Origin of the sequence: Paraburkholderia ginsengiterrae (assembly GCF_001645125.1) — a bacterium.
Classification (GTDB): domain Bacteria; phylum Pseudomonadota; class Gammaproteobacteria; order Burkholderiales; family Burkholderiaceae; genus Paraburkholderia; species Paraburkholderia ginsengiterrae.
This window is the reverse complement of sequence record NZ_LXKA01000337.1, coordinates 41,002-53,478: the sequence shown is the minus strand read 5'-3', so window position 1 is coordinate 53,478 and position 12,477 is coordinate 41,002. Positions and strand designations below refer to the sequence as shown.

The window sequence follows — 12,477 nt, the reverse complement described above, 5'->3', positions numbered from 1 at the left end:
CGGACGACGTCAAACGCAAACGCAATTCGAAGGAGGCAGCACTCAGCTAATAACCGTATGCGCAGGTGTATCAAATTTAAATTGCGTTTGCGTCCGACGCTGTATCAACTTGAGATTGCGTTTGACAGTTGCACGCGGCATCTACACGCGCGGCCTTGTCTCAATACTCGTCGCCCTCTTCGTGACCAGCGGCTATGGACTGAGCCTGCTGTTCGGCCTGCTGCCCATTTACCCGGGAGTGTCGTGGCAGAGTCATCTCGGTGGCGCAATGGGTGGCATCATTGCCGCCCGCCTGTCGCGACAAACGCTACGCCGTCAGGCCTGACATTTTCACATTTACGGTCTATAAACCGTTCTGGAAAAGCCGCGTCGGGAGTGGCTCGCTGGTTCCTCAGCATCGCCGCTCGGCGTGTCGCTAACAGGTCCCCGATACCGATGGCGGCAACCCCGTCTGGAAGTTTGGCGTCAGCTACCGTACGTTCTGTCAGGAAACTGAAACGGCACGGCCTCGGCGCGCGCCATCCCCAGACTGAGTGAGACGGGCGAGCCTGCCGGTTTTGCCACTCTGGCTGCAACACTGTTTTCAGGAATCGCACATCGACGGCAGCTTTTCTCGACAGGATACTTGGTATGTCCGAATCATCTAGTGGCCGGGCGCGTCGGCGAGACGACACGAGACCGCTACGAGGCTGGAACTTCGAAGGGGAAACCGACATGGATGAGCAAAGACGCCAAAGTATGATTGCATACCTACGCAACAAGATGGCGAAGGTTGGCATCAAGATGGGCGACGTCGCCGCGGCAATCGCCGAGGAAAGGACCCGCCAAAATTCGGCACGTTATCGCAGTGCTTTCGGCGACACGTGGGATGGCAAGGGCGATACGCCCCAGTGGCTGAGGCAAGCGACGAGCGCTGGGCAGTCACTTACGCACTTTGCTGTTGAGAAGCCGTCAATGTCGATTAGCCGCGGACGTCCAGCGATTGACTGGAGTCGAGACCCGTTCGTCGGCACGCGATTGGCGACAGTTCGACCGTCGTAAGCGCCCTGTAATTGCCGCCATAGTAATGGGCATCGCCCCGTACTAAGGCCAAAGTTTCCGTGGCGTCTCACTGCCCCCATTGTTTCCAAGACCGATTGCGCACAAGCAACCCGGTCCATGGCTCGGTGCAGCTGTTCGCGCATTTCGTCTCGCAGGGTGCCCTCAGACTCTTGCTTTGCGTGCCGTCATAGCGCACCGTGCCCAAGATGTTCGCTGGAGATGTCCGTTCCTTGTCCTGTTTTAAAAGCCTTGCTGGTATTGGCCGGGAGCACTTTCTTGGAACTCTCCGGGCGGCGCATAGGCCGCGCCTATTTCCCGCTATCACTCAATCATATTTACTCATCCACTGTATAAATATACAGTCTCGGTCTCTATACTGCTAAGGCGCCTGACGCGGATGCGTGGTCCATTTTTCTCTCGTTTGTCGCATGGAAGCATTCGGACAAACGCGACCACATGACGAAAGTATGGCTATTTCGTAGCAGCCGCAGGAAGCTCGATAAAATCGCAAACTAAAATTGAGAGGTCGGACAATGAGCGGCGGGCAAAGCAAAATTGAGTGGACGGAGCGCACGTGGAACCCGACAGTGGGTTGCACGAAAATCTCTAAGGGCTGCAAAAACTGCTACGCCGAAGGTATGGCGAAGCGTTTGCACGCCATGGGGACTCCAGGCTATGAAAATGGCTTCAAGCTGACCCTTCTGCCCAACCGCTTGGACGAGCCGCTGAAGCGGAAAAGCCCGACGGTCTACTTCGTCAACTCGATGTCGGACCTGTTCCACCGCTCCGTGTCGGACGCCTACATCACGCAGGTGTTCGATTCGATTCGAGCATGCCCTCAGCACACCTTTCAGATACTCACGAAGCGCGCAGAGCGCCTGGCGTCCTATTGCAGCCGCCGAGAGATGCCAGCGAATGCGTGGCTTGGCGTGACCGTCGAGGACCGCCGGCACGGCCTACCGAGAATCGACGAGCTGCGTCGCGTGGAAGGCGGCGTTCGGTTCTTGTCCGTCGAGCCGCTGCTCGAGGACTTGGGCACCCTGAATCTCGAGAACATTGATTGGGTAATTGTCGGCGGGGAATCTGGCCCGAAGGCACGCCCGATGCACGAAGACTGGGTGCAGAACGTCAAGGTTCAGTGCGAGGAGCGAGGTGTGAAGTTCTTCTTCAAGCAATGGGGCACCTGGGGGAGCGACGGGGTGCGCCGCTCCAAGACAGCCAACGGCCGGCTTCTTGAAGGACGCACCTGGGACGATATGCCCGAACGAGGTCTGCTAACCTGACCACGTCGGCTCAGGTGAACCGCAGTTGCCGGGAGTATTCGATGATGTCGGTCGGGCGATACAGCTTCGACGGTCGCCGCGCTCGGTCTTCTTTGTTCGACACCGCGATTGTGCCTGCGGCGTGCAGGCTACGGAGCACCTTCTGCAGACGAGCCTCGTCTGCGATTGTGTTTGAGATATTTCCCGTGAACAGTTGCGCGACCGAGACAGGTCGCTGCTGACTGGACAATACGCGACCGAGGTCGTCGGTCAGCGTCTCAATACAGCGTTGCTCCCCACTTTTATCGAACAAAAGTGACGACTGGCCGTTGTATTCCTCATCACGCTTCGGGTCATAGCCAAGGATGAAAAGCCCTGGTTCAAGCTCATGTCCGAACTCGCTTGAGTGGTCCCAATGTAGTGACTTCATGACGTCGTGCGCCTTGTAGCGCTGCGACAGATGCACGAGCCAGTAGCTCCAAGGGTTCGCTGCGTTGGGGCGGACAAAGAACAACGTCATAAACGGTGCGCCCGTCTCCTCCTTAATGCCATGCGCGACGTATCTTTGCAGCGATGCCCGGCCATGCTCCGCCTTGATTTGTCCGAGGTGCTCCCATGGGATGTAGCCTTCGAGGTCAACGCCGCGGACCGCCTTCCGATTCGCTTCTCTGTCACTGATGTACGTAAGCAGGGAATCGACGTTGAAGGTCATGATGACCTCGGCGCCTGGTAGCTCCGACATTAGCCATCGAAGCATGCTCATCGGTATGGCGTTGTAGCTGTACTGGTCGAGCAGAAAGATGGAGCGAAAGCCACCGCGACGCTGTTTGATTCGCGCGACGATTCCAGGCAATTCGTCCACGAAACTCGCATTCCGGATGGTCGTTCGCTGATAGTCCATGTCAGCAATACTCCCTTCCGCGCGCCGCTTATCAATGTGTTCGCGCAGATACTTTGCTGACTCTCGCCGTTTCTCGATGAAGAAGAACTCGGCGTCGACCTCGCGTTCCGTAACTCTGCGACCAACATTTATGCTGGCGCGAGCCGCGTGCGTCGCGCGCAGCATCAAAGGTGGCGTTCCATCGACCGATATGCCGGCTTCGCTGATGTACTCCCCTCCGCCCGCAAAACCATCGACCAATGACAAAGTCAGCTTCGGAATAATGGCCTGAGACATCACCGTTTCGATGTATCTCTGAACGTAGCTTTCGACAATCGAGTGCTTTACGGCACTGTGCTGGTCGAGAATCGGCGGCGGCTCCCCGACTTGCCAGAGATACTTATCTTTTGACTTTGCCATTCGCTGTGTTATGTGGTGTGGCCCTTGGTCTCTCGAAAGATTATCAGGTTTTAGTAAATATTTCGAAATCACGGCATACTATTTAATCTCCCAATTGAGCCCAAAAAACGGGACACAAAGCGTGAACAGCAAACAGGAAGACGAGGTTGCCATCGACCCTGCCGATGGTTTGCCGGTCATGAAGGTTGGCGCGTGGTCGGAAAACAAGCACGTGGCACTTTCGCGCTACATCGACTCCGCCCGTATGGCGCGTGCGAAATGGCCTTACGCCTCGTTCATCGACCTCTTCTCCGGTCCTGGGCGCGTCATGAACCGTGACTCAAAAACCATCTCGGATGGTGGAGTGTTAGCGGCATGGCGCATATCCGAGAAGGGTGGCGCTCCGTTCAACGAGATTTACATCGGCGATGCTGACGCGGGCAGCGTGGAAGCATGCGCGACGCGCCTTCGCTCCGCCGGCGCCAATGTCCGAGCATGCGTAGGCACAGCATCTGTAACCGTCGACTGGGTGCTCGACGCACTGCCGAAGGGATTGCACTTCGCGTTCCTCGACCCGTTCAACATCGAGCACCTGGACTTCGAGATTATCCGCAAGCTGTCCGCTCGGCCGAATATCGACATCCTGATTCACTTTAGTGTGATGGATGTCCAGCGAAACATCGATGGCGACTTCAACTTGGCCAGCTCGAGGCTGGATGCGGCAGCGCCTGGCTGGCGCAACAATCTGCGACTCGACGCAGTACCGAAGCACGAACTGGTCGGCGCTTACTTGAAATATTGGGAAACGCTCGTAACAGACCTGACGAAGATGCAAGTCGCACAAAGCAAGCCGCTATTCGTCAATATGAACAAGGGACCTCTCTACCGGCTCATCCATCTCGCCCGTCATCCCCTCGCGACGAAGCTTTGGAACGATGCTGCGATACCGACCTCGCGCCAACAGTCGCTGCCGGGGTTCTAAACCAGTCCGGATTCTGCCTCATATTTCGCAGGGCCTCCCACTGCGCCTCATATGTTCGACTATCTCCGCCACTACCCCATAGCCGCAGAGCTTCTCCCTTAACGTCTTCGCGACTTTTCGCCCCCTATCGGCATACAGCCGGACTACTCCGTTGAGGTACCTTTTACGTTCCAACGCGTCCCATCCTCTCTGCTCATTTCTGTACGGGTATGCGCACTAGCGCACCAAAGCAAGGAACGGTTGCATAGCAAATTGAGCAAATGTTCGAGGAGCTCGATGGATTCCGGAAGTCGAATGCTGCAAGACAACTTTTCGGGTCGAACTGCATTACGCCAAGTGCCGGACTTCGCCACGACAACCCTCAACAATTTCGATTGCGCGCCGGGCGGAGGAAATGCTGGAAACCGGCTTTGTCACTTATCTTGAGTGTGATGCACACATGGCATTACTGCCACGGTCCGTATTGACTATGGCGATTCAGTCGTAGTTACATTACGCTTGTGACCAGCAGTCTACGCTGCCGGATTGAGTAGAAGCGGTCCTGGTTCTTTGCGACACGAACTAACGGGATAGTGATGGCCGGCGCTGCGCCTCGACCATTTCGCTTCAGGCTGACATCAATGTCTGTGTGGTGCCAGCATCTGCTCGATTCAATATCGCATCGCGAATCTTATCGAGTGCAGCCTGGACCTGATGTGTCGGGCTGGCGAGATTGAGCCTGATTCGCTGAGCGCCGTTATCGACAAACATTTCGCCGCCTTCAAGGATGACGCCCGCGTTCTCGAGGAAGAATCTGGTCAGGTTAATTGAGCTGTCGAAGTAAGCGCTGAGGTCAACCCAGGCGAGATACGTCGCCTCCGGCACTTTGAACCGCGCCAGCGGGAGCTTCGCGCTCAACTCCTTTCGGAGAAACTCGAAATTACTGTCGAGGTACACACGCAATTCTTCCAGCCAAGCCTCGCCGTCCTGGTATGCGCCAACGGCAGCGGCGAGGCTGAGAGGGTTGATGAAAGGATAGTTACGCGACTTCCATACGGTTCTCAACGTCTCGTCTGGAATGATGACCGTGGCAACCATCATGCCTGCCAGGTTAAACGTCTTGCTCACCGCCATGCAGGTGATGATGTCCTGGCTCTCCGGGAACAATTTAGCCAGGGGGACGTGCCGCACACACGAGCGCGTCAGGTCGCAGTGAATCTCGTCAGACACGATGCGGACGCCGTTTGCGAAGCACAGCTCGGCCATTTTGCGCAGTTCATTCTCAGTCCAGACGCGCCCTGTCGGATTGTGGGGGTGACACAGGAAAAACAGCTTTACAGACGGGTCACTGACCTTGCGCTCGAAATCGTCGAAGTCGATTTCGTAATCTCCATTAGCACACTCGCGCATTGGCGACGTCACAAGCTCCCTATCCTGCTGAACTGCCGCGTGCTTGAAATACCCATACGCTGGCGTCAGGGTTAGTACCTTGTCACCTGGATTGCAGATGTATTCGACGAGCGCGAACAGCGCAGGGATGACGCCCAGCGAAACCATCATCTGCTCGCGCTCGAAGCTCCATCCGTACCGCCGTTCACACCACGCGCCGAACGCATCGTACAGTTGGTCGTCGAAGTTCATGGTGTAGCCGAAAATCGGATGCTCCAAGCGCTTCCGGACAGCATCGATTGCTGCGTCAGGCGCTGCGAACTGCATATCCGCGACCCACATGGAAATCAGGTCACCGGATGGAAGGTTCAGCGGCTCGGCCGACGATGCGCCGAAGAGGTAGTTCTCGTAGCCGTCCTCCGCCAACGCGTTGGTGCCTTGGCGGGAAATAATCTTGTCAAAGTTGAAAGTCATAAACTTGTTGGTCGTGCGGCCGCAACGGTAGCTCGACGCCAAGGCCGGGTTGCGCGTCGTTTCGCATCATTAAGTGATGTCGACAATTCTCCTCGCTATGCTGGTTAAGATGCTTCCAATCTTGGGTCGTGAAATCGCCAGTATCTGGAAAGAAAATTAACCACAGCTTAGGCGCAGCTTGTCAGCGAGCCCGCTAGGCCACGCTCTCCTCGACGAGCCAGTCGTAGAATGCCTTCACGATTTCCCTGTCGAGCACGCCTTGACTGCAGACGACGTTGTAAGAGAATGGGCACGGATACGTGAAACCGAAGGGAGCCACGAGTTTGCCTTCCTGAATTTCGCTACGTACCAGCCGGTCTGTGGTTAGCAGCACGCCTTGCCCGGTCAATGTCGCCTCTAGCGACAGCAGGCCGTTTCCAAAGCGTTGCTCACGAAGTTTTCCCTGCGCCGGATAACCCATGTGCTGTAGCCACTCCGGCCATCCGAATCGCTCGGGAGAGCGATATGTCGCGCTGTCGGTGAGCAAGGGTTGTTTCGAAATCTCTTTCAGGGTAGGCAGTGGCGTACGATTGTTGGGCGACATCACCGGTCCCAACATAACAGTGAAGAGCAGGGTGGTTTCGAGATTCGAATAATGTCCGTAACCGAAGCGTATCGACAGGTCCACTCCGGTCCGTGCAAATGTAGCCGGCGATATGGGCCCCTCTTCAGATGTGTCAATCGAGTTGACGCTTGCCTGCAATCGGACCTCAGCCTCCGGAAATCTGGCATAGAAGCGGTGAAGCCGCGGGACCAACCATTTGGTCGCAAACAACGGCTCGGCACAGACTGTCACAACGGACTTCTCGTCCCCTGCGGCGCGCAATTCCTCGACCGCCTCGGAAAGCGCACCGAAGCCCTCCTGGAACAAAGGCAAAACCCGTCTCGCGGCAGGTGTGATGGAAACCTTGCGATGCTGGCGTACAAACAGCTCGATGCCGAGCGATTCTTCCAGCGCTTTGATTTGCTGACTGATGGCTGCTGGCGTTACATGGAGTTCCTTGGCTGCGATGGCGAAGCTGCCAGTCCTTGCCGCCGCCTCAAAATAAGCAAGCGATATCAACGGCGGCAAACGCCGCGCTCCCGCACGTCGCGGCCAAGTGCGCCTGGTTGTCGAGCACGAATCTGGCGCAGCGATAGTCGCTTCAGAGACCATCTCTGGCGCTTCTCGCCCTTTCCCCTTCGCAGCACCATCCATCACATCCCTCCGTGCTACTGACGCGACGCGACGTCGTGGACAGCCAGCATGCGCGCGAAGCTGCGAATTACCGGCTTCTCTATAAGCTTCCCTTCAAAGACAAGAAGCCCGGCGCCACACTTTTCGAACGCATCGAGGACCCGACGAGCGTATGCAACAGTGGATTCGTCTGGCATGAATGCCGCGTTGATATGAGGTATCTGCTTTGGGTGAATTGCACCTTTGCCCGTGAACCCCAGCTCGGCCGACAAGTCGGCTTCACGCCGCATACCGTCGATGTCGCTCAGGTCGAGATATGGAACGTCAATGGCGTCGACTCCCGCCATCGCCGCAGCGTGGACAACGCGCGAGCGGGCATACAGCAGTGCGCTCCAGGTTTGCCTGCATCGCAAGTCTGCAGCCATGTCGACGCCACCAAAGAACAAGGCTTCCACACGGTCGCTCGAGCGGGCTATCTCCGATGCAGCTTCCAGCCCCTCGTTCGTCTCGATAATTACATGCAATCGCGCAGTGGCCTTGAACTCGTCCATCAAGTCGCTCAGATTGCGCACTTCTTCGGGACCCTTCACCTTCGGCAGCATGATTGCGTCAACACTGGCCTCAACATCCAGCAAGCGCTGGACGTCCTTCATGCCATCGACAGTGCGCAGGCAATTTATCCGAATAACTCGCTCAACGGTAGCGGGCCCGTCAGCTTTTGGCAGATGCTCGAACGCATTGGCGCGCGCCACTTCTTTCTCATGAGGCGCAATGGCATCCTCAAGGTCCACACAGACGATGTCGGTCCCGCAGGCCAACGCCTTGGAAAACATGTCCGGACGGTTTCCTGGCGCGAAGATAAAGCTCCGCCGAGCCCGAATGATGCGGTCTAAGTTCACCCATGCTCCTTCAGTCAATCTATCAATTCTCACGCCGTCCCCCTGCCCAAACTTGACGAGTGGCTTTCATCCCGAGGGTCTGAGGGATAAAGCGTAGTAACAACAGCGACCTTGGTAAAGCAACGAGTTCTACGTCATTGCGATAGGGAACCTAATGCAGAGGTGGGCGCACGGCAGGGTACGACGGCCGGCAAATCACGTTCCATCAATGGTTTCGGCACCGTCGAACACTGCAAGATAACCCCGCTTCGTCGTTTGCCTAAGCTGAGGCGAAGCAGGGGGTTAACGCTAAGTTGACGTTCCAACAGTACCCGGGTCAGACTGCGCCCATCAATTGTTAACAATTATTTGTTAACCATGGCAATGCACTAGACGCGTAAGAGCCACCTCACGTATTGGTCGGCAGGCTGAATGCGCGCGGTACTGACCCACCACGGTGGCCGGTGACGAGCGGTGGCAATCAAAGGAATCAGAAGTCGACAGTCAATAACAAACCCTGACCGCAACATGCGGCATCGAGAAGGAGACAATCAATGAAAGAAATCAACGCCGAAATGCCGTCAATAGCCTCGTCCGGAGTGTTTTCAAATGGTTTGAGGCGCGTGACGAAGCTGTGCGTGCTTCTGGCCGAGCGCGTTATGCCGGACCCGTTTGTCATCGCAATCATGCTGACGCTGCTCACCTGCGCCCTTGCCATGGCAGTCGCGCCGAAGTCGTCCCCATCCGACATACTCACCTCCTGGTACGACGGCGTTTTCAAGATTGCCGCGTTTGCGTTCATGATTGCTTTGACGCTCGTCTCGGGTCATGCACTCGCGACTTCTAAACCTGTGTCCGGGCTTCTTCGTCGTATTGCGGCAATCCCGCGCTCCGCGACAGGTGCGATGGTGCTGACCTTTCTGGTATCGCTAATTGCGGGCCTGATGAATTGGGCCGTTGGCCTGGTGGTTTCAGCGATTTTTGCTCGGGAAATCGCGAAGCGTGTCGAGGCCGACTTTGCATGGCTGGTTGCTGCGGCCTACGCCGGCTGGACGTTCTACGTCTGCGGAATCTCCAGTTCGATTGCGGTGCTCAGTGCGATGTCTGGTTCGCCACTGAATGTCATCGAGAAAGTCACTGGACATGTGCTGCCAATGCCGCAGTTCCTCCTGTCCCCACTCAATCTGGTTCCCGTCTTCGCGCTCGCCGTGATTCTTCCGCTGGTGCTCCACTTCGTGAAGCCGCGCTGCGGCGAGGTAATTGCGGCCGATTCGAAAAAGCTGATGGCGGAGGATGAGGTGCGGCCGGAGGCTGAAGGACCGCGAACACTCGCAAGCCGTCTCGACAACGCATGGATTCTGAACGTGGCGATTGTGATGCTGGGATGCGGCTATTTCGGAATCAAGCTTGTCGAGCACAAGCTCACTCTGGACCTGAACACGCTCGTTATCGCGTTCCTGCTGGCGGGCATGGCGATGCACTGGACACCGAAGTCCTATCTGAAGGCAATCAATAACGCGTCCAGGATTGCTGGCCCCGTGCTCCTGCAATTTCCTTTCTACGGCGGCATCATGGGAATCATGAGCGCCACTGGCCTAGCCGACGTTCTTGCAGGGGTGTTCATCAAATTCTCGAGCGCGACCACGCTGCCGTTCTGGACTTTCGTGTCTTCTACAATCATTAGTCTCTTTGTGCCTAGCGCTGGCGGTCACTGGATTGTCCAGGCGCCGTTTGTAGTGCCGGCCGCGCAGCACCTTGGCGTCTCCCAAAGTTCGGTCGCTATTGCCGTCGCGCTCGGTGAGGGTGTTGCCAACATGATTCAGCCAATGTGGGTGATTCCTCTGCTGGCCATCGCCGGCGTCGGTATGGGCCGCGTGATGGGGTTCACTCTCATTATCTTCACAGTCATGTTTGCGGTGATGGGTGGCACGTTGCTCATTCTCCATTAGCCAACTCAAGTCTGATTTTCGGACCCGATGTTCTCAGACAGGGCTACTTGCCTGGGATGTACCAACAGTCGGAGGGTCCCGGGTTCCTCTACTGTCGGCTATTTCCTCTTTAATTTTCTTTTTCTGACAAACCAATGAAAGTCGTTTTCCTTGATAGCAGTGCATTGCCGCCGGGCAATACCCTACCGGCGCTTCGCTTCGACCATCAACTGAAAGTATTTGAGGCGACCCGAGCGGACCAGACAGAGGAGCGCATCGCGGATGCGGACATCGTCATCACCTGCAAAGTCCGCCTCGACAGAAAAATACTGGCTGGTACTCACCGACTTAAGTTCGTTGCAATTGCCGCGACGGGAGCCGACGCGGTCGACCTCGAGGCCTGCTCCGAGATGGGTGTGACCGTTTCGAACGTCCGAGACTACGCCACGCACTCCGTACCTGAACACACCTTTGCACTCATGCTCGCGCTACGCCGAAGCCTGATGGAGTACGACCATGCTCTTCGCAATGGCCGATGGCAGGAGGCCGGAACGTTCTGCCTGTTCGACTTCCCGATTCGCGATTTGCATGGCACATCGCTTGGCGTTATCGGCGATGGCGCACTGGGACGCGCCGTCGCCGGAATAGGGCGGGCATTCGGGATGGAGGTCCGGTTCGCGGCACACGATGGCCCCCTGGATTCATCGCTGGACTATCTTCCCTTGAACACCATTCTGTCCGAAAGCGATGTAATTACGGTGCATTGCCCGTTGCTGGCGTCTACCCGGAATCTTATCGGACAAGAACAGTTTCAGCTCATGCGGCGCAAGCCGATACTGTTAAACACTGCGCGCGGTGGAATTGTGGACGAACACGCGCTTCTCGACGCGCTGAAATCAGGTCAGATTGCCGGCGCTGGCTTCGACGTGATGACCCAGGAGCCTCCCGGTGACGGACATCCGTTTAACGAACTCATCAAACTGCCAAACTTCGTCGTGACACCCCATGTTGCGTGGTCGAGCGCGCAGGCCATTGAAGCCTTCGTCAACACGATTGCGAACAATATCGAAGCCTTCGTGCGAGGTGAGCCGCGATACGTAGTGACGTGCTGATTCCTGATGTATGCAAGTCGAGCGCTGCTCAGGGCGCTCGACCACCCAGGAGGCAGCTGGAGTAGCGCGACTATCCGTTCGCTTCCTGGGCACGCAGGAGTTCAACAAGTCGCAAGCCATGTTTGCTCACGTGCTCGCTGGCGAGGCGTTCCGCCGTCTGTACATCGCCTCGAAGAATGCTATCGACCAATTCCTCGTGCTCGGGCACGATGGCCTCGAGTGGCTCTGTCATGCTGTTGGTCGACAGGATGTAGAGGTGCACGGGTTCAATCACGAGACCGTATTGCATCGAGAGTCGCCGATGCTTTGCCAGCGTAACGATGGTTCTGTGGACCGTCAGGTCAGCGAGCGCCACCCGACGTCGGTCCATTACCGCAATTGAGTCCTTCAGCTCGTTGAGGGCTGCCGTCAGGACGGCGCGCCCTGCATCGTCAATCCGTTCCGCAGCGAGGCGAGCAGCGAGTCCCTCCAAGCTGCAACGCAACGTGTAAAGCTCCCAGGCATCTTCCGGCGTGAGGGTCACCACTTCCCAGCCGGTGTAGGCGTGCTGGACCAGTAGCCCTTCACCTGCCAGCCGCTGCATCGCAGACCGCACGGTGGACCGGGACAGACCAATCTGCTCCGCTAAGGCTATTTCTGTGAGTCGGGCTCCCGGTGACAGGTCCCCCGCAACAATCGCGCCTCGAATCCAGTCAGCGGCCTGACGGTCGAGGCTGCGTTTATCAATTGTGGTTGTGTTTTTCATAGGTCGGGCCCGTTGCCGCCGGCTACGGACGAGCACGTAGCGGTCAATGATTAACAATTAACACGATTTTATCGCGAGCTCCATAGCTGGCGTTGGATGGGTAAACCATGTCTTGACTACCCTTATGGGGGCAGCCGACACTCACAACACTTAATTGTTAACAATTAACTTTATCAATTGACCGGAGACTAG

Annotated in this window: 11 protein-coding genes; 6 read left to right on the top strand and 5 right to left on the bottom strand. The window is 56.8% G+C overall.

Features of this window, described 5'->3' with window-relative positions; genetic code table 11:
- Positions 1 to 121 precede the first annotated feature (121 nt).
- The 3 genes from A6V37_RS42575 to A6V37_RS26755 all read left to right on the top strand — a co-directional run bounded on the left by A6V37_RS42575 (position 122) and on the right by A6V37_RS26755 (position 2,324).
- On the top strand, positions 122 to 325 hold the full coding sequence (locus A6V37_RS42575; protein WP_064268238.1) for a rhomboid family intramembrane serine protease: 204 nt from the start codon (positions 122 to 124) through the stop codon (positions 323 to 325).
- 305 nt (positions 326 to 630) lie between these two features.
- Entirely contained in the window at positions 631 to 1,041 is a 411-nt protein-coding gene (locus tag A6V37_RS26760) for an H-NS family nucleoid-associated regulatory protein (protein ID WP_341845766.1), read from the top strand.
- Between the two features lie 533 nt (positions 1,042 to 1,574).
- On the top strand, positions 1,575 to 2,324 hold the full coding sequence (locus A6V37_RS26755) for a DUF5131 family protein (protein ID WP_064268240.1): 750 nt from the start codon (positions 1,575 to 1,577) through the stop codon (positions 2,322 to 2,324).
- 10 nt (positions 2,325 to 2,334) lie between these two features.
- Here the strand turns inward: A6V37_RS26755 and A6V37_RS26750 are convergent, their stop codons facing one another.
- Complete coding sequence (locus tag A6V37_RS26750; protein WP_064268241.1) at positions 2,335 to 3,603, bottom strand: three-Cys-motif partner protein TcmP; 1,269 nt, start codon at positions 3,601 to 3,603, stop codon at positions 2,335 to 2,337.
- A gap of 121 nt (positions 3,604 to 3,724) precedes the next feature.
- On the opposite strand from A6V37_RS26750, the gene tcmP reads away from it, so the two are divergent.
- The gene (gene tcmP, locus A6V37_RS26745) at positions 3,725 to 4,564 is read left to right on the top strand and encodes a three-Cys-motif partner protein TcmP (protein WP_242665812.1); all 840 of its coding nucleotides are present in this window, start codon (positions 3,725 to 3,727) and stop codon (positions 4,562 to 4,564) included.
- 606 nt (positions 4,565 to 5,170) lie between these two features.
- Here the strand turns inward: tcmP and A6V37_RS26740 are convergent.
- The 3 genes from A6V37_RS26740 to A6V37_RS26730 form a co-directional block, all read right to left on the bottom strand.
- Positions 5,171 to 6,406: a MalY/PatB family protein gene (locus A6V37_RS26740; protein WP_064268242.1), complete on the bottom strand. Its 1,236-nt coding sequence runs from the start codon at positions 6,404 to 6,406 to the stop codon at positions 5,171 to 5,173.
- Positions 6,407 to 6,599: 193 nt separating this feature from the next.
- Positions 6,600 to 7,517: a LysR family transcriptional regulator gene (locus tag A6V37_RS26735; RefSeq protein WP_064268311.1), complete on the bottom strand. Its 918-nt coding sequence runs from the start codon at positions 7,515 to 7,517 to the stop codon at positions 6,600 to 6,602.
- Positions 7,518 to 7,657: 140 nt separating this feature from the next.
- The gene (locus A6V37_RS26730; protein ID WP_064268243.1) at positions 7,658 to 8,521 is read right to left on the bottom strand and encodes an HpcH/HpaI aldolase/citrate lyase family protein; all 864 of its coding nucleotides are present in this window, start codon (positions 8,519 to 8,521) and stop codon (positions 7,658 to 7,660) included.
- Between the two features lie 533 nt (positions 8,522 to 9,054).
- On the opposite strand from A6V37_RS26730, the gene A6V37_RS26725 reads away from it, so the two are divergent.
- Both A6V37_RS26725 and A6V37_RS26720 read left to right on the top strand, forming a co-directional pair.
- Positions 9,055 to 10,449, top strand: a complete 1,395-nt coding sequence (locus A6V37_RS26725; RefSeq protein ID WP_082902727.1) for a short-chain fatty acid transporter — start codon at positions 9,055 to 9,057, stop codon at positions 10,447 to 10,449.
- A gap of 134 nt (positions 10,450 to 10,583) precedes the next feature.
- Positions 10,584 to 11,540, top strand: coding sequence for a D-2-hydroxyacid dehydrogenase (locus A6V37_RS26720; protein WP_064268244.1), 957 nt, complete (start codon positions 10,584 to 10,586; stop codon positions 11,538 to 11,540).
- A 70-nt stretch (positions 11,541 to 11,610) separates the two neighbouring features.
- On the opposite strand, the gene A6V37_RS26715 is transcribed toward A6V37_RS26720, so the two are convergent.
- Positions 11,611 to 12,285 carry a GntR family transcriptional regulator gene (locus tag A6V37_RS26715; RefSeq protein WP_064268313.1) on the bottom strand — a complete coding sequence of 225 codons (675 nt, stop codon included), beginning with the start codon at positions 12,283 to 12,285 and terminating at the stop codon, positions 11,611 to 11,613.
- Positions 12,286 to 12,477: the final 192 nt, after the last annotated feature.